Annotated in this window: 11 protein-coding genes; 4 read left to right on the forward strand and 7 right to left on the reverse strand. The window is 57.9% G+C overall.

Going from position 1 to position 17,780, the window contains the following annotated elements; translation table 11 throughout:
- Positions 1 to 273 precede the first annotated feature (273 nt).
- Positions 274 to 1,206 (reverse strand): S66 peptidase family protein, encoded by a 933-nt coding sequence (locus AO242_RS00795; RefSeq protein WP_099267315.1) that lies wholly within the window; start codon positions 1,204 to 1,206, stop codon positions 274 to 276.
- A 234-nt stretch (positions 1,207 to 1,440) separates the two neighbouring features.
- Positions 1,441 to 1,935, reverse strand: coding sequence for a hypothetical protein (locus tag AO242_RS00800; protein ID WP_099267316.1), 495 nt, complete (start codon positions 1,933 to 1,935; stop codon positions 1,441 to 1,443).
- A 324-nt stretch (positions 1,936 to 2,259) separates the two neighbouring features.
- On the opposite strand from AO242_RS00800, the gene AO242_RS00805 reads away from it, so the two are divergent.
- Positions 2,260 to 3,264, forward strand: a complete 1,005-nt coding sequence (locus AO242_RS00805; RefSeq protein ID WP_099267317.1) for an NADP-dependent oxidoreductase — start codon at positions 2,260 to 2,262, stop codon at positions 3,262 to 3,264.
- A 225-nt stretch (positions 3,265 to 3,489) separates the two neighbouring features.
- Here AO242_RS00805 and AO242_RS00815 read toward each other — a convergent pair whose 3' ends face one another.
- The 5 genes from AO242_RS00815 to AO242_RS00835 all read right to left on the reverse strand — a co-directional run bounded on the left by AO242_RS00815 (position 3,490) and on the right by AO242_RS00835 (position 12,678).
- On the reverse strand, positions 3,490 to 4,656 hold the full coding sequence (locus tag AO242_RS00815; protein ID WP_099267510.1) for a zinc-binding metallopeptidase family protein: 1,167 nt from the start codon (positions 4,654 to 4,656) through the stop codon (positions 3,490 to 3,492).
- A 255-nt stretch (positions 4,657 to 4,911) separates the two neighbouring features.
- Positions 4,912 to 7,275: an NAD-dependent DNA ligase LigA gene (gene ligA, locus AO242_RS00820; protein ID WP_099267318.1), complete on the reverse strand. Its 2,364-nt coding sequence runs from the start codon at positions 7,273 to 7,275 to the stop codon at positions 4,912 to 4,914.
- A gap of 160 nt (positions 7,276 to 7,435) precedes the next feature.
- Positions 7,436 to 8,275 (reverse strand): cell division protein ZipA, encoded by an 840-nt coding sequence (gene zipA / locus AO242_RS00825; RefSeq protein ID WP_099267319.1) that lies wholly within the window; start codon positions 8,273 to 8,275, stop codon positions 7,436 to 7,438.
- 250 nt (positions 8,276 to 8,525) lie between these two features.
- Positions 8,526 to 12,014, reverse strand: a complete 3,489-nt coding sequence (gene smc / locus AO242_RS00830) for a chromosome segregation protein SMC (RefSeq protein ID WP_099267320.1) — start codon at positions 12,012 to 12,014, stop codon at positions 8,526 to 8,528.
- Between the two features lie 4 nt (positions 12,015 to 12,018).
- Positions 12,019 to 12,678 (reverse strand): GntR family transcriptional regulator, encoded by a 660-nt coding sequence (locus AO242_RS00835; protein WP_099267321.1) that lies wholly within the window; start codon positions 12,676 to 12,678, stop codon positions 12,019 to 12,021.
- 272 nt (positions 12,679 to 12,950) lie between these two features.
- Here AO242_RS00835 and xdhA point away from each other — a divergent pair, with 272 nt between their 5' ends.
- Genes xdhA through xdhC form a run of 3 tightly spaced genes read left to right on the forward strand, consistent with a single transcriptional unit; the run spans position 12,951 to position 17,711 of the window.
- Positions 12,951 to 14,405, forward strand: coding sequence for a xanthine dehydrogenase small subunit (gene xdhA / locus AO242_RS00840; RefSeq protein ID WP_099267322.1), 1,455 nt, complete (start codon positions 12,951 to 12,953; stop codon positions 14,403 to 14,405).
- Entirely contained in the window at positions 14,398 to 16,878 is a 2,481-nt protein-coding gene (gene xdhB, locus AO242_RS00845) for a xanthine dehydrogenase molybdopterin binding subunit (RefSeq protein WP_257153361.1), read from the forward strand. The genes xdhA and xdhB overlap by 8 nt, the downstream gene beginning before the upstream one ends.
- Entirely contained in the window at positions 16,875 to 17,711 is an 837-nt protein-coding gene (xdhC, locus tag AO242_RS00850; protein ID WP_099267323.1) for a xanthine dehydrogenase accessory protein XdhC, read from the forward strand. Before xdhB ends, xdhC begins: the two co-directional genes overlap by 4 nt.
- The last annotated feature ends 69 nt before the right edge of the window (positions 17,712 to 17,780 follow it).

A 17,780-nucleotide genomic window follows, 5' to 3' on the forward strand; every position in this document is an offset into this window, starting at 1 on the left:
AGGCCGAACACTCAGGCCTTTGATTCACGCCATTCAATAATCGTGCAGATTCGCAATGGTTCTGAGGATGTACAAGACTTTGACGCCGAGATAATGGCAAATAGCTATGCCGAAGTCGTTTTCAGACTTATTCAGGGCAACTTTGGATTAACAGCCAGCTTGCGACATCGAGATTTGAGAATAAAAGCGGTGGAAGCCTGGGAGCAGTTGCAGGGTAAACGTCCAGTTCGGAGCGATTACCCTGCGTGCAGCGCTAAACGTGTGCAGGGGTTTTCAGCGAGTCGCAGCACCCACCAGCAAGGTTCCCGCATCCGCATCAAGCGTGGCTTCGATGCCCAGCGGCACCGCGTGGTTGATGGCATCATGACCAATGGAAAGACCGCCCAGAACAGGAATGCCCAGATCACCCAGTCGCTCCATCAAGACACTCGAATGGGTGATTGATCCGGTAGCGCCTTTAGGTTCGCTGAACTGCCCAACCGCGATGCCTGCCAATCCATTCAGCGCACCACTGTTGAGTAGATGAGTAAGCAGGCGGTCGACACGATAGGCCGCTTCGCTCACATCTTCGATCAGCAGAATGGCGCCGTTGAGATCTGGCATGTAATCAGTACCGACGCTGCTGCTCAGTATGCTGAGGTTGCCTCCCAGCAATACACCGTGAGCCGTGCCGCGGGTACGCACATCGAAGGTGCGCTCCGCTGCATCGGCTGCGACCAGAACCGGTTCGGGGCTCATGGTCACGTGTCGCAAGCCGCCGACGAACACGCCGCCGCGCTCAAGCTGACTGGCCACCGGCCCGTGGATGGTTGCCAGTCGCGCATGCTGCCAAAGCGCACCGTGGAACGCTGTGATATCAGAAAAACCAATCACCAGTTTCGGATCGCGTTTAACCGCGTCGAAATCAAGATGCTGAACGATGCGTTGCGCGCCGTAGCCGCCACGGTTGCAAAACAGTGCGCGGATCTCCGGATCAGCCAGCGCAGCATTGAAGTCTGCAAGCCGGTGCTCATCAGTGCCCGCATAAAAAGAATGAGTGTCCAGTGCGTGAGGGTAAATCCGGGGCCTGAGACCCCAGCTCTTGAGAACCTCTGCCGCACTCTCGACCTTTGCCGCTGCCACCGGGCCAGCAGGCGAAACCAGAGCGACTGCGTCTCCGGGGCGAAGCGCATGAGGGCGAAGGGTTGGCAAACAGATAGAAGGCATTACGAAAACTCAAGTTTCAGGCAATTCGAACAATGTAGATCAGTCTCGACTATTGATCTACATACATAAATATTTTATTGCTGAATATCGAGTAATTTTTCATTTATGTGCGCCCGCCGTAAAACCAGCATGAGCATGTTTACTGCCCGTGAGTAGCGACGGTGCGTCCACTCCTCACGGTTGTACAGAGACACCCGTCGCGTGGCAGGTTGTTTCACGCGGGAAGCCGCCAGGTTATCGTTTCACAACCTTGGTGCAGACTTCTGTGCCGCGCCCGCCCGCCCCCTTGCCCTCTTTAGAAGTGCGCATGTAGTCCGGTAGATAATAAGACTTGTGTAGCGTCGTAATAAACTTGCCCTCCGTATCCTGATCATGAGTAATCAATGCCATACCGACGCCGCGATCCGTTGGGGCATCTTCGCTGTCGTTGGCGAAGTACATTGCCAGTGATTGGCCTTGCGCTGCCGCATACCCTGAAAATGTTGAAGCATGTTCACCCACTTTAACTTTAAAGGTGAATGTATAAGCCCCAAAACTTTGCGCAAAATGACTGGCCCGCTCATCCACGGTAAAAGTCAGTACGCCTGTAAACGCGCCGTCGTGGCTGTCGAAACCTGTGCAGGTGTAGTCACCGGAGACATGCAGAGGGTCTGCAGGCCTGGCGATTGCATGATTGGATAATGAGAACGAAAAGAGCAGTGCGGCAAGAGAAGATAGTGTCGCTTTCATTTATGACTCCATTCTAAATACGGTGGTAGCCCGTGTGTTTGAGGGAGCGAGACTTTTCCATAAACAAGCGTTTGACAACAGCCCGTACACCGTTAAAACCCTTACTGGACATTGCGAAACCGCCGTTTATACATAACTGCATACAAACCTGTAAAAACTTACAAAAAAACTCCGGGCAAAAATATTCATTTGAATAGAAAGGACTGCGTACATAAGACGCTTCATCATCGAACTGGATCGAATCGTATTCGCAGACTGATCTTCACTTGCCGAGCGCAGCCTCAGCGACTTCAATCTACCTTTGACTATCTATGAGGACATGCCATGAGCAGCCACACCAACCGCCAATTCCTGCTCGCCAAACGCCCGGTCGGCCAGGCGAGTCGCGAAGACTTCACCTATCAGGAAGTACCGGTCGGCGAGCTGGCAAGCGGGCAGATTCTGGTCAAGAACCATTACCTGTCGCTGGACCCGGCCATGCGCGGCTGGATGAACGAGGGCAAGTCGTACATCGCCCCTGTCGGTCTGGGCGAGGTGATGCGCGCACTGGGGGTGGGCGAAGTCATCGCCTCGCAAAGCGAACAGTTCGCGGAAGGTGATTTTGTTCAGGGCGCGCTCGGTGTTCAGGACTATTTCCTGGGTGAGCCTAAAGGGTTCTACAAGGTCGACCCTAAACTCGCGCCGCTGCCCCGCTACCTTTCAGCGCTGGGCATGACCGGCATGACCGCCTACTTTGCGCTGCTGGATGTTGGTGCGCCGCAGAGTGGCGACACCGTAGTGATTTCCGGCGCAGCGGGTGCCGTGGGAAGCGTCGCCGGACAGATCGCCAAGCTTAAAGGTTGCCGAGTGATTGGCATCGCGGGTGGTAAACAGAAGTGTGAATCGCTGATTAATGAGCTGGGCTTCGACGGCGTCATCGACTACAAGAGCGAGGATGTTCTGACCGGCCTGAAGCGTGAATGCCCCAATGGCGTGAACGTCTATTTTGACAACGTCGGTGGCGACATTCTCGACGCCGTACTCAGCCGTCTGGCCCCCAAAGCGCGGGTCGTGATCTGTGGCGCGATCAGTCAGTACAACAACACCTCGCCTGTCAAAGGGCCGAGCAATTACCTGTCGCTGTTGGTCAACCGGGCCCGCATGGAAGGTTTTGTGGTCATGGACTACGCCAGCAGGTTTGCTGCTGCCGGGCAGGAGATGGCCGGCTGGATGGCTGAGGGCAAACTCAAGAGCCGTGAGGACATTGTCGATGGGCTCGAGACCTTTCCCGAAACCTTGCAGAAACTGTTCAAGGGCGAGAATTTCGGGAAGTTGGTGTTGAAGGTTTAGGCCTGAAGAAATCGGGGTCTTATCAATCCAGAACACTCATCAATCAATGAATGCGGGTCTGTAGGAGCGAGGCTTGCCCGCGAACCGGCCGACCAGGTACGTCAGACGCACAGCGTCATCGGTCTTCGCGGGCAAGCCTCGCTCCTACAGGGCTCCCGTTTGCTTCGCGACAGCGCGGTGTTATGGACACAGCGCTGTCGCGAACAAGATCAATAATCGCCGCCCCTACTGCGCTTGCAACACCTCATCCGCCTTGCCGCCTGCATCCTGAATCACCAGATGAATGAAATGCAGTTTGGTGATCACTGCAGGTGGCAGGACGAACGGGTAGAAGTCAGGCTGGCCCATGCTGCGCGACAGCTCGTTGAGCATCCCGGCCAGTTCGATCCAGGCATTGACGAATGACAGGAACGCAGGCCCGCCGGGGTGTTGCGGGTCGTAAAGGGTTTCCAGCGGGAACGGCTGATAATCCAGGTCCATATCCCGGGCACTCATGCCAAAACCCAGCGCGGTATCGACCGCATCCATCATGTGCAGGTAATGCGCCCAGGTCTCCGCCCAATCCTCCCATGGATGCATGGTGGCGTAAGCGCTAACGAAGTTCTGCTGCCAGTCGGCAGGCGCCCCGTTCTGGTAATGGTGATCCAGTGCCTCGGCATAACTGGCGCGTTCATCGCCGAACAGGTTGCGATACCCGTCCTGCCACCAGGTATTTGCAATCAACCGATCCCAATAGTAGTGCCCCACTTCGTGACGGAAATGCCCGAGCAAAGTCCGATAAGGTTCGTGCATCTGCACACGAAGTTTCTCGCGATGGGCGTCGTCCGCCTCTTTGATATCCAGGGTGATCAAGCCGTTGGCGTGCCCGGTGGTCGGCGCTTTGCCTTCCAGGTCAACGCCAAGAAACTCAAAGGCCAGCCCGCGCTCTTCGTCCTGAGTTTTGGGGATGACTTTCAGTCCGAGGGAAATCAACTGCGCAACCAGTCGACGCTTGGCGGTTTCCACCTTGCACCAGCGCTCGCCGTTTTCCGGGATCGACAGGTCGGGAATGGTCTTGTTCAGGCTACAGGCAATGCAGAACTCGCCACTGTCATCGGCGGGAAACAGCCAGTTGCACGCCGCAGGCGTATCAACGTTTGCGCAACGTCGATACAACCCGGCTCCGGGCTCGTCACTCAGGCGCCAGGTGTCTTGATCGGGGCCAGGCTCAAGAGCTGCAACCCGGCCCTGCTCTGGCAGATAACCAAGCGCCGCGGAGCAGGCCAGACACTGGGTATTGGGAAAGAATACAGACTGACCACACCGGCACTGCCAAACCTTGCTGTTACGCCGGGTCTCGCCAACAAAAGGTGCAGCAATACGTGAACTGAGTTGCTCGAAAAACCGGTACATGGCGATCTCCTGGTGGGCCAGCATGCACTAGATCATCGCCGGTTGCCGTCGTTCCGTGGAGTTGATGCGTGACGTGGATCTTTGCTGGAGCACTGTCCTGTGGGAGATTCCATGTTGGCCTGCAAATCCCGTAGGACCGGCTTTAGCCGGGAGGACGGTATTTCTAGCGAAGAAGATTTGGTGAGTGTCCCGACGCCCTCCCGGCTAAAGCCGGTCCTACGGGATTACGAAAGACCTGCGGACGCGCATGGCCGATCAATCCACCGCAATGCCATGCTTCGCCAAAAAGCCTACAAACGCCTCTTCATCCAGCACCTTCAAACCCAGCTCGTTGGCCTTGGTCAACTTTGACCCGGCCCCCGGCCCGGCGACTACGGTGTGGGTTTTAGCCGATACGGAGCCGGACACCTTGGCCCCCAGGCTTTCCAGTTTTTCCTTGGCGACGTCGCGGCTCATCAGTTCCAGCGAACCGGTCAATACCCAGGTCTGCCCCGCCAAAGGCAAGCCTTCGACGACTTTTTTCTCGCTCTGCCAGTGCATACCGAAGTCTTTCAACTGGGCTTCGATGGCCAGCCCGCGTTCGGCGTTTTCCGGCTTGTCGAAAAACTCACGCACCGCTCTGGCCTGTTTCTCGGGCAAGGCCTGACGCATGTCCAGCCAGTCAGCCTTGATGATGCCTTCCAGCGAGCCAAACTTGTCGGCCAGCTTCTGAGCGGCACCGGGACCTACCGAAGGGATGTTCAGCTTGTCGACCATGCCACCCAGCGTCGCGCTGGCAGCGAACTCTGCGCCCAGGTCGCCCTCATCCTGCAATTGCAGGCCGCGCTCGTTCAGCAGCGCGTCAATCACATTCTGGTTGTGCTCGTCTTCAAAGAAGCTGTGGATCTCATGGGCTACTTCAAGACCGACATCCGGCAAATACGTCAGCACTTCAGGCAACGCCTGTTTGACTCGCTCCAGCGACGCCAGTGAGCGAGCCAGCACCTTGGCGGTCTCCTCGCCCACATCCGGAATACCCAACGCATAGATAAAGCGTGCCAGTGTGGGTTGCTTGCTGTCTTCGATGGCCTTGAGCAGCTTTTTGCTGGAGATTTCCGCGAAGCCCTCCAGATCGACGATTTGCTCAAAGGTCAGCGCATAGAGATCGGCTGGCGAACCAATCAGTTTTTCGTCAACCAGCTGTTCGATGGTTTTGTCGCCCAGGCCTTCGATATCCATGGCCCGTCGCGAGACGTAATGGATGATTGCCTGCTTGAGTTGCGCACCGCAGGCCAGTCGACCCACACAGCGGTAAACCGCGCCTTCGCTGACGGTTTCCTTGCCCTTGCTGCGCTTGATCAATTGCGTGCGCTCGACATGGGAGCCACACACCGGACAGGTTTGCGGGATTTCTACCGCGCGGGCGTCTTCCGGACGACGCTCAAGCACGACTTGCACCACTTGCGGAATCACATCGCCTGCGCGACGGATGATCACGGTATCGCCGATCATCAGTCCCAGACGTGCCACTTCGTCCATGTTATGCAGCGTCGCGTTGGCGACAGTCACGCCGGCTACCTTCACGGGCTTAAGGCGTGCTACCGGCGTAACAGCGCCCGTACGCCCTACCTGAAACTCGACGTCGAGCAGTTCGGTAAGTTCTTCCATGGCGGGAAATTTATGGGCGATGGCCCAACGCGGCTCACGGGCGCGAAAACCCAGCTCGCGTTGTGCAGCCAGGTCGTTGACCTTGAACACCACACCGTCGATTTCGTAGGTCAGGGCCAGACGCCGTTCGCCTATGTCACGGTAATACTCAAGGCATTCTTCAATGCCATCTGCCAGTTTCAGTTCGCGACTGACCGGCATGCCCCATTCCTTGAGCTGGTTCAAGTTGCCAATATGGGTGTCGGAGATTTCCGCAGACACCTGGCCCAGACCATAAGCACAGAATTCCAGCGGGCGGTTAGCGGTGATCTTCGAATCCAGCTGACGCAGGCTGCCCGCTGCCGCATTACGCGGGTTGGCAAAAGTCTTGCCGCCGATTTCCGCCTGGCTCGCATTGAGCCGCTCGAAGCCCGCCTTGGACATGAACACTTCACCGCGCACTTCCAGCACTTCGGGCCAGCCCGTGCCATGCAGCTTCAGCGGGATATTGCGCACGGTGCGCACATTGACGCTGATGTCTTCCCCAGTGGTGCCGTCGCCACGTGTAGCGCCCCTTACCAGAGCGCCATCGCGGTACAACAGGCTGACCGCAAGGCCATCGAGTTTAGGTTCGCAGCTGTATTGCACTTTTGCGCCGCTGCCAAGCAAATCGCCGGCCGGCAAATCCAGCCCTTCGGTCACGCGGCGGTCGAACTCACGCATGTCGACGTCTTCGAAGGCGTTACCCAGGCTGAGCATCGGTACTTCGTGACGCACCTGAGTGAATGCCGACAGCGCTGCACTGCCGACCCGCTGCGTGGGCGAATCAGGCGTGACCAGATGCGGGTTTTCTGCTTCAAGCGCTTTGAGTTCGTGGAACAGCCGATCGTACTCCGCGTCCGGAATGCTCGGCTCGTCGAGGACGTGATAGCGGTAGTTGTGCTGATCCAGCTCGGCGCGCAGTTCAAGGATTCGGGTTTCGGCGGCTTTCATGCGGTGTTCTCTTCAAAAGCAAAAGAGCAGCCTAGGCTGCTCAGATGTTGGTGCTCTGTTGGTTCGACCGTAGCAGCGCGCTTGCCCGCGATAAGGGCCGAAGGACCTTCGTTGCCTGACAACCGCCATCGCGGGCAAGCGCGCTCCTACAGGTTTGGCTTCAACGACGCTGAGTCAATGCGCGGCGTTCGAATTCGACGATGCGCTGACGGTAGTGCTCAATGGTCTGCGCGGTCATGACGCTGCGCTGGTCATCCTTGAGTTCGCCATTGAGTTCATGGGCCAGCTTGCGAGCAGCGGCAACCATGACGTCAAAGGCCTGTTTCGGATGACGCGGCCCCGGCAAGCCGAGGAAGAAGCTCACGGCACGGGTGCTGAAATGATCGATGTCATCCAGATCAAATACGCCAGGCTTGACTGCGTTAGCCATGGAGAACAGCACTTCACCGTTGCCTGCCATGCTTTCGTGGCGATGGAAAATATCCATCTCACCGAAACGCAGACCGCTTTCCAGAATGTTCTGCAACAACGCAGGGCCTTTGAAGCCACTTTCGTCGCGGCAAATAACGCTGATGACCAGCACTTCCTCAACAGGCGGCAGATCCTTGTCTTCAGTGATGCGCTGGGCAGGCTTGTCATCTTCGAAAGCATCTTCGCGCCCGGTGAACAGGCTCGGGCCGTCCATGTCCAGGTTGAGATCGCCTTGCTGCGGCTCATCCTTACGTTTGCTATTGCGCTTGCTCTGACGCGGCGTCGCGCTCATCGACGGCAGGTCTTCCTCGTCGAGCTGCGGCTCTTTGTGTGTGTCGAGCACGCGCGGTGGGCCCAGCAACTCGGCGGAGGACGGTTCATCGTCGTCCGGCAGGTTCGAGAAGCTGCGGTCCAGCCTGAATTTCAATTTCCCCTTGCTGCCGCGCATACGGCGCCAGCCATCAAAAAGAATACCGGCAATGACAATTATGCCGATGACGATCAGCCACTCGCGCAGACCGATTTCCATGTAATCCAGTGCCTCTAGTGAAGAATGCTTGAAATAAGGGCCTAAACCCCTTTAAAACGTGGTGCCAAGTCTCTGTTCTGACTGGCAATTTGCCCACGCGAAAAGAAAAAGTGGACATTAAACTAGCACGACCAAAGGTAACTTTACACCGTCTGTTACATCTGGTTTGTGCGCAAAGCGATATCTACCGCACAGAGTTGTTCACGCGAAGCCATTAAATGGCCATTTCTACCGCGCAGAACAGGCATTCCTAGGCATCGACCAATGCCATCGCCTCCTCTACATCCACCGCCACAAGTCGCGAACAACCCGGTTCATGCATGGTGACACCCATCAATTGATCGGCCATTTCCATAGCGATCTTGTTGTGGGTGATGTAAATGAACTGCACGGTCTGCGACATCTCCTTGACCAGTCGCGCGTAGCGTCCAACGTTGGCATCGTCCAGCGGTGCATCCACTTCGTCGAGCATGCAGAACGGTGCAGGATTGAGCTTGAAGATGGCGAAAACCAACGCCAACGCAGTCAAGGCTTTCTCGCCACCGGACAGCAAATGGATCGTGCTGTTTTTCTTGCCCGGCGGGCGCGCCATGATTGTTACCCCTGTATCGAGTAAATCTTCGCCCGTCAGTTCCAAATAAGCTGAGCCTCCACCGAAAACTTTTGGAAAAAGTGCCTGAATTCCACTGTTTATCTGATCGAAGGTCTCTTTGAATCGATTTCGCGTCTCCTTGTCGATCTTGCGGATCACGTTCTCGAGGGTTTCCAGTGCCTCAACCAGGTCAGCGTTTTGCGCGTCCAGATAGCGTTTGCGCTCAGACTGCTGCTGGTACTCATCGATGGCTGCAAGGTTGATCGCGCCCAGCCGCTGAATCCGTACGGCAATGCGCTCAAGTTCTTCTTCTGCGTCTTTTTCGTTGGCCTCAGCGGTCAGGGTTGCCAGCACGCCCTGCAGGTCGTAACCGTCTTCAAGCAGCTGATCCTGCAACGTGGTACGGCGCACCGTGAGGGATTGCCACTCCATCCGCTGCTGTTCCAACTGCCCACGCAGCAATTGTGATTGCTGCTCGGCCTGGGTACGGCGCTTCTCGGCGTCGCGCAATTCGCGATCGGCATCTTCCAGCGCATTCTTGGCGGTACGCATTTCATCGTCCACCGCCATGCGCCGCTCAAGTAATTCTTCAAGTTTCAGGCGCAACTCTTCCAGCGGGGCTTCGCCCTCCTCCAGATTCAAATCGAGCTGCTCGCGCTTTTCGGTCAGGCGCTCGGACTGCATCTCCAGACGCTCAAGCGCCTGTCGTGTGGAATCGTGCTGAGCCCTCAGCGAGCCAAGGCGCACAGCCAGTTGATGGGCGTGGTCCTTGTGTTGACGGGCTTCCTGACGCACGCGGTCAAGGTGCTCGCGCAGACTGTCGCGCTGGGCCTGAAGCAATTCACGCTGCTCGGTGTCCAGCGCCATGGCGTCCAGCGCATCCTGCAATTGCAGACGTGACTCACCAAGATGCTCGTGCTCCATGGCGCGTTGCTCGCCCAGCTCTGCAAGTTCTTCATCCAGTCGGGTACGACGCAAGGTGAGCTGCTCGACCTTGACCCTGGCGGCAGACAATTGCGCCCGGAGCTCGCTTTGCTGACGGGTTTCATCCTGGACCCGGCGGCGCAACTCCTCCCGGGCCTCTTCCTGATTCGATTGCTGTTCACGCAGTATCAACAGCTGCTCTTCAAGGGTGGCCAGGGTGGCTTCACGCTCATCGCGCTCCTGCCCCAGACGCTGCAACTCCTGACCGCGGGCCAGCACGCCGCTTTGCGCTTCGCTGGCGCGACGTACCCGCAGAAAGTGCCGCCCCACCCAATAACCATCGCGACTGATCAGGCTTTGCCCCGTCGCCAGTTGACCGCGCTGGGCCAGTGCCTCATCAAGGGTTTCAACCGGACGCACCTGGCCCAGCCAACTGGCGAGGTCCATGGCACTGTCGACTTTATCCAGCAGACTGCCGGGGATTCGCGCAGCCTCGGCGCCAGTACTGACCAGCCGCAAATCGCCCTGTTGGAAACCTGCAAGATCAAGCCCGCTGAAGTCATCAACCAGCACGGCCTGCAGGTCGGCACCCAGCACGGTTTCCACCGCCAGCTCCCAACCCGGCTCAACCCGCAGGCCTTCCGCCAGCCGTGGCTGCTCAGCCAAATCATGGTCGCGCAGCCATTCGGCGGTACCGGTGTCGGGATCAAGCGCAGCCTGCTGCAACGCTTCAAGGGATGCTAAACGGCCGTTAAGCCGCTGCAATTCGCCTTGGGCCTGTTGCTGCGCCTGATTGGCCTGTTGCAGCTCGTTGCGCAACTGCTCAAGCCGCTCGACAGCTTGCTCTTCGCCGATGTGCAACTCTTCGAGGGTCATTTCCCGGGTAGCAAGATCTTCGTCCAGTTGCAGGATCGCCGCGTCTTCCGGATCGGCTTTGAGCAATTCCAACTCTTCACCCAGCCGTCGCTGCCGCTCAGCCAGTCGCTCCAGGCTGTGTTCCAGTTGCTGGATACGCGACTGCTGAACTTCCGCCTGACGCCGCGGTTCGGCTGATCGCAAGTTAAAGCTGTCCCACTTTTCCTGCCAGCCATGCATCGCGCTTTCAGCATCTTCCAGCGATGCTGCGGATTCCTCGGCGGCAGCACTGGTCATCTCCTGCTCAGGCTCAAGCATTTCCAGCTCTTCGCCCAATGTAGCCAGCAGCGTGCGGTCGTGGCCCAGATGGGATTCGGTTTCCTGACGGGCCCGCTCGGCTTCACGCAGGTCGTCCTGCAATTGGCGCAGACGCTGCTGACCGTGCTGGATGCTTTGCTCGACGCGGGCAATGTCACCGCCCACGGAGTAGAAGCGCCCCTGAACCAGATTGAAGCGCTCGGACAGGTCGTGATGACCGTCACGCAAACGCTCGATGCTGGCATCGGCATTACGCTGTTCGGCGACCAAGGCCTCGAAACCGACCTCCTGATTGCCAATCACCGCCTCGCGCTGACCCACCTGCTCGTTCAGCGCCTGCCAGCGCAACGCTGACAACTGTGCCTTGAGCTGACGCTCCTCAGATTTGTATTCCTGATACTTCTCGGCAGCCTGAGCCTGACGATGCAAGCGTTCCAGCTGACGTTCCAGCTCTTCGCGAAGGTCGGTCAGGCGTGCGAGGTTTTCGTGGGTACGGCGAATTCGGTTTTCAGTCTCGCGACGGCGCTCCTTGTACTTGGAGATACCCGCCGCTTCCTCGATGAAATTACGCAAGTCTTCCGGCTTGGCTTCGATCAGCTTGGAGATCATGCCCTGTTCGATGATCGAATAGCTGCGCGGACCCAGACCGGTGCCGAGGAAAATATCAGTGATGTCCCGTCGACGGCATTTGGTGCCGTTCAGGTAATAAGTGTTCTGGCTGTCGCGGGTGACCTTGCGGCGGATGGAAATCTCCGCGTAGGCCGCGTACTCGCCGACCAGCGTGCCGTCCGAGTTATCGAAGACCAGCTCGATGCTGGCCTGGCTGACGGGCTTGCGGCTGGTTGAGCCATTGAAGATAACGTCGGTCATCGATTCGCCGCGCAGGTTCTTGGCCGAGCTTTCGCCCATGACCCAGCGCACGGCGTCAATGATGTTGGATTTGCCGCAGCCGTTAGGGCCTACGACCGCCGCCATGTTACTGGGGAAGTTCACCGTAGTGGGGTCGACGAAGGATTTGAACCCCGCCAGCTTGATGCACTTCAGCCGCATGGGGTCAGCCCGCTTCCAGAGCCGAGAGCACCAGCTGACAGCTGCGTTGCCCGTAATCGGTCAATACGCTGCGAACCCGCGTGGTATCCCGGGCTACCACTGCTTCAAGCAATTGCTCGAACAGGGTCAGATAGTCACGCATCTCTGCCTTGCGCTGGTCCAGCGCAAGGTAATAGCTGCGGCTCATGGACGGTTGCAGGTTATCGACGGTCTCCTGCAGGTAAGGATTGTTGGCAAACGGATAAGCCGCACGCATCACGTTGAAGCTGTCTTCTACGAAAGCCTTCACGTCCTGGCGCTCGTAACTGGCAATCAGCCGCTGCTGGATTTGCAGGAAACTCGCCAGATCGCTCTGCTGCTGCCACTTCTCGGCTACCGCAATGCCCAGCAGCACATACAATTCGGTCATCAGCGTGCACAGGCTCTGCACGTTATGGGCATTGAGTACCGTGACCTGCGCGCCGCGACGCGGCAGGATCGCCACCAGATGACGGCGTTCCAGAATCAATAACGCTTCGCGCACCGAACCACGGCTGACGTTCAACGCCTGCGTGACTTTTTGTTCCTGAATTCGCTCAGCGGGCTTGAGCTCGCCACGAATGATGCGCTCGGCAAGGTGGTGAGCGATTTGCTCGGCGAGGCTGTCCGGAGCCTTGAACGTCATGTCTTTCCCAAATGCTGGTGATAACCAAGCGGCGCAGTGTATCCCAAGGAAGGCCTATGGCGCAGGGCCATACCGGTGGAAACTGGCACGAAATAAGCAAAACTTTCAACAGATCGTGTCAGTTCGTCGCACTGGCAGCCCGCTGATACCCGGTGACCGATCTAAAAACGACACTTCCTGACCTAAGAGTCAGAAACAAATTGACCGAAAAGTCAGACCTGATAAATTCGGCTTTATGTTCGAAGATCAGAAAAAACGCGCAGAGGCCTTCCGTGATCCAATTTCTCTTGAACAATGAGCTGCGCACCGAACATAGCCTGGACCCCAATCTGACGGTTCTCAACTACCTGCGCGAACACCTGCACAAGTCTGGCACCAAAGAAGGCTGCGCCAGTGGCGACTGTGGCGCCTGCACGGTGGTAGTCGGCGAACTTGAAACCGATGCACAGGGTGAAGACAGCCTGCGTTATCGCAGCCTCAATTCTTGCCTGACCTTTGTGGCGTCCCTGCACGGCAAGCAGTTGATCAGCGTTGAAGACCTCAAGCATCAAGGCAAGCTGCACAGCGTTCAACAGGCCATGGTCGACTGCCACGGCTCGCAATGCGGGTTCTGCACCCCCGGCTTTGTCATGTCGTTGTTTGCCCTGCAAAAGAACAACCCACAGCCCGACAGTCACAAAACCCACGAAGCGCTGGCGGGCAACCTCTGCCGCTGCACTGGCTATCGCCCTATTCTCGATGCCGCCGAACAATCGTGCGGCAAGCGTCAACCGGACCAGTTCGACGAACGAAAAACACAGACCATCGCTCGCCTGCGCAGTATCACGCCGACGCAAACCGGTGAGCTGACTGATGGCGACAAGCGCTGTCTGGTGCCGCAGACCGTCGCTGACTTGGCGCAATTGTATGAAGCCCACCCACAGGCGAGGCTGCTGGCAGGCGGGACCGATCTGGCCCTTGAAGTCACTCAGTTCCACCGACCGCTGCCGGTGATGATTTATGTGGGCAATGTCGCCGAACTGAAACGCATCGAGCATTTCGATGACCGAATGGAAATTGGCGCGGCTACACCACTGACTGATTGCTATGCCGCGCTGAGCGCCGAGTACCCGGACTTTGGCGAACTGCTGCAGCGCTTTGCGTCGTTGCAGATCCGCAATCAGGGCACCCTGGGCGGCAATATCGGTAACGCGTCTCCGATTGGCGACTCCCCTCCTTTGCTGATCGCCCTGGGTGCGCAAATCGTACTGCGCAAGGGCGATACTCGCCGCACCCTGGCACTTGAGGATTACTTCATTGATTACCGGGTGACTGCGCGGCAGGAAAGCGAATTTATCGAAACCGTTATCGTGCCTAAAGCCAAGGCGCGGCAGGCCTTCCGCGCCTATAAAGTCTCGAAGCGGCTGGATGACGATATTTCCGCGGTCTGCGCGGCGTTCAATCTGCACGTCGAGGACGGCAGCATTGTTGATGCGCGAGTTGCCTATGGGGGGATGGCGGCAACTCCCAAGCGCGCCGCTGCCTGCGAAAAGGCATTAAAGGGCGCGCCATGGACATCTGCGACAGTGGAAGCTGCCTGTACGGCACTGGCGGAAGATTTCACGCCCCTGTCGGACTTCCGCGCCAGCAAGGAATATCGTCTGCTCAGCGCGCAGAACCTGCTGCGCAAATACTTCATCGAGCTGCAAACGCCCACCCTTCAAACGCGGGTGACGGCTTATGTCTAACCACTCAGGGATCAAGTCCCAGGCCGAAATGATCGCCCTGTTTCAACAGGACCTGACCACCGGCGTCGGCCGCAGCGTCAAGCACGACAGCGCCGACAAACATGTGTCCGGCGAAGCGGTGTATATCGATGACCGCCTTGAGTTCCCCAATCAACTGCACGTGTATGCGCGCCTGTCAGACCGTGCTCATGCACGGATCATCAGCGTCGATACCGCCCCTTGCTACGCCTTTGATGGCGTACGGATTGTCATCACCCACGAAGACATCCCCGGCCTGAAAGACATCGGTCCACTGCTGCCCGGCGATCCATTACTGGCCATCGATAAAGTGGAGTTCGTCGGCCAGCCGGTGCTCGCTGTTGCCGCGCGTAGCCTCGATATCGCTCGTCAGGCGGCCATGGCGGCAGTGATTGAATATGAAGATCTGGAGCCCGTTCTGGATGTAGTCCAGGCGTTGCGCGACAAGCATTTCGTGCTCGACAGCCACACTCACAAGCGCGGTGATTCCGCTGCAGCGCTGGACGGTGCAAGGCATAGAATCCAGGGCAATCTGCACATCGGCGGCCAGGAGCATTTCTATCTGGAGACGCAGATTTCCTCGGTGATGCCCACCGAAGACGGCGGCATGATCGTCTACTGCTCGACCCAGAATCCCACTGAAATACAGAAGCTGGTCGCCGAAGTGCTGGACGTTTCGATGAATAAAATCGTCGTCGACATGCGCCGCATGGGCGGAGGTTTTGGCGGCAAGGAAACCCAGGCAGCGAGCCCCGCCTGCCTGTGTGCAGTGATCGCGCGCCTGACCGGGCAACCCACCAAAATGCGCCTGCCCCGTGTCGAAGACATGTTGATGACCGGCAAACGTCACCCGTTCTACATCGAGTACGACGTCGGCTTTGATGACGATGGCCGTCTGCACGGTATTCAGTTGGATCTGGCAGGCAATTGTGGTTATTCGCCGGATCTTTCGGCGTCTATTGTCGACCGGGCAATGTTTCATGCCGACAACTCTTACTACCTGGGCGAAGCCACAATAAATGGCCATCGCTGCAAGACCAACACTGCGTCCAATACTGCGTATCGCGGCTTCGGCGGTCCCCAAGGCATGGTCGCCATTGAAGAGGTCATGGATTCCATAGCCCGTTATCTCGGCAAGGATCCATTGCTCGTGCGCAAAGCCAATTACTACGGCAAGACCGAGCGCAACGTCACCCACTACTACCAGACCGTCGAGCACAACCTGCTGGAGGAAATGACTGCCGAGCTGGAAGAAAGCAGTCAATACCACGAACGCCGCGAAGCGATTCGGGCGTTCAACGCCAGCAGCCCGATCCTCAAGAAAGGCCTTGCACTGACCCCGGTCAAGTTCGGCATTTCCTTTACTGCCAGCTTTCTCAATCAAGCCGGGGCGCTGATCCATATTTACACCGACGGCAGCATCCACCTGAACCACGGCGGCACAGAGATGGGTCAGGGCTTGAACGTCAAAGTCGCGCAAGTCGTGGCCGAGGTGTTCCAGGTCGATATCGACCGGATTCAGATCACCGCAACCAACACCGATAAAGTGCCTAACACCTCACCCACTGCTGCTTCCAGCGGTACGGATCTGAATGGCAAGGCGGCGCAGAATGCGGCCGAAATTCTCAAGCAGCGTCTGGTGGAATTCGCCGCGAAACACTTCAAAGTCGAAGAAGCCGATGTCGAGTTTCGCAACGGTCATATTCGCGCTGGCGAACAGCTGGTGTCGTTCCAGTCTTTGGCGCAACTGGCGTGGATGGGGCAGGTTTCGCTGTCCAGCACCGGTTATTACAAAACGCCGAAAATCTTCTATGACCGCAGCCAGGCACGGGGCAGACCTTTTTACTACTTCGCCTTTGGCGCGGCTTGCAGCGAAGTGATCGTCGACACGCTGACCGGCGAATACAAGATGCTGCGCACGGATATCCTCCACGATGTCGGCGCATCCCTGAACCCGGCCATCGATATCGGCCAGGTCGAAGGCGGCTACATTCAGGGCATGGGCTGGCTGACCACTGAAGAGCTGGTGTGGAATGACAAAGGCAAACTGATGACCAACGGACCGGCGGGCTACAAGATTCCGGCGGTCTCGGATATGCCGTTGGACCTGCGCGTCAAACTGGTGGAAAACCGCAAGAACCCGGAAGACACCGTGTTCCACTCCAAGGCTGTAGGCGAACCGCCGTTCATGCTCGGCATCTCGGCCTGGTGTGCGATCAAGGATGCGGTGGCGAGCCTGGGCGACTATCGCCATCAACCCAGGATCGACGCGCCTGCGACGCCGGAACGGGTGTTATGGGGGTGTGAGCAGATGCGTAAGACCGAGTCGCCTCAATCGCGAGCAAGCTCGGCTCCCACGGGGGACCGTATTCCCCTGTGGGAGCCGCCGGGGTCGCGCTCGACCTTGCTCGCGATAAGTTCGACACCGGTGTCAAGCCCGGAGGTAAAACCATGAATAACTGGATCAGCGCCCTCGCCGACCTGCAAACCCAGGGTGAAGCCTGCGTCTTGGTCACCATCATCGAAGAGCGCGGTTCGACGCCACGCAATGCCGGTTCGAAGATGGTGGTCAGCGCCGAGCGTATCTTCGACACCATTGGTGGCGGGCATCTGGAGTACAAGGCTATGGAAATCGCCCGGGAAATGCTTGCAAGCGGCAGCCAGAACACTCGACTGGAGCGCTTCAGTCTCGGCGCAAGCCTGGGCCAGTGTTGCGGTGGCGTGAATGTGCTGCTGTTCGAGCCCATGGGCCAGCCCCAGGCGCAGATCGCGGTGTTTGGCGCCGGTCATGTGGGCCGGGCGCTGGTTCCTTTGCTGGCCAGCCTGCCTTGCCGGGTGCGCTGGATCGATGCCCGGGAACAGGAATTTCCAGCGCAGATCCCCACCGGCGTTCGCAAGATCGTCGCTGAAGACCCGCTGGATGAAATTGATGAGTTGCCCAAAGGCAGTTATTGCATCGTCATGACCCACAACCATCAACTGGATCTGGAACTAACGGCCGCAATTCTCAAGCGCGGCGACTTTGCCTACTTCGGTTTGATTGGCTCGAAGACCAAGCGGGTCAAATTCGAACATCGGTTACGTGATCGAGGTTTTGATTCGGCACTGTTGCAGCGCATGCGCTGTCCGATGGGGCTGAGCGAAGTCAAAGGCAAGCTGCCTATCGAGATCGCCGTGTCGATTGCCGCCGAAGTCATCGCCACCTACAACGTCAATTTCGGGCAGCACAGCACCAACGCCGAGCCTGTTGCCAAACTGCTGCCGGTGTCTCGGCGCAGTCAGGTGTAACAACCGGGGCTCTGGAGGAGCGATTTTTTCGCAATGCGTTTTGCCTGACTCACCGCCTCGCCCGTAGGA

This window comes from Pseudomonas sp. ICMP 561, from assembly GCF_002699985.1.
In the GTDB taxonomy this organism is placed as follows: domain Bacteria; phylum Pseudomonadota; class Gammaproteobacteria; order Pseudomonadales; family Pseudomonadaceae; genus Aquipseudomonas; species Aquipseudomonas quasicaspiana.

Coding starts and splice junctions, on each gene's coding strand:
- xdhB (WP_257153361.1), top strand. CDS start 14,398: ATGTCTAACCACTCAGGGATCAAGTCCCAGGCCGAAATGATCGCCCTG.
- smc (WP_099267320.1), bottom strand. CDS start 12,014: ATGCGGCTGAAGTGCATCAAGCTGGCGGGGTTCAAATCCTTCGTCGAC.
- AO242_RS00835 (WP_099267321.1), bottom strand. CDS start 12,678: ATGACGTTCAAGGCTCCGGACAGCCTCGCCGAGCAAATCGCTCACCAC.
- AO242_RS00805 (WP_099267317.1), top strand. CDS start 2,260: ATGAGCAGCCACACCAACCGCCAATTCCTGCTCGCCAAACGCCCGGTC.
- AO242_RS00815 (WP_099267510.1), bottom strand. CDS start 4,656: ATGTACCGGTTTTTCGAGCAACTCAGTTCACGTATTGCTGCACCTTTT.
- zipA (WP_099267319.1), bottom strand. CDS start 8,275: ATGGAAATCGGTCTGCGCGAGTGGCTGATCGTCATCGGCATAATTGTC.
- AO242_RS00795 (WP_099267315.1), bottom strand. CDS start 1,206: ATGCCTTCTATCTGTTTGCCAACCCTTCGCCCTCATGCGCTTCGCCCC.
- xdhC (WP_099267323.1), top strand. CDS start 16,875: ATGAATAACTGGATCAGCGCCCTCGCCGACCTGCAAACCCAGGGTGAA.
- AO242_RS00800 (WP_099267316.1), bottom strand. CDS start 1,935: ATGAAAGCGACACTATCTTCTCTTGCCGCACTGCTCTTTTCGTTCTCA.
- ligA (WP_099267318.1), bottom strand. CDS start 7,275: ATGAAAGCCGCCGAAACCCGAATCCTTGAACTGCGCGCCGAGCTGGAT.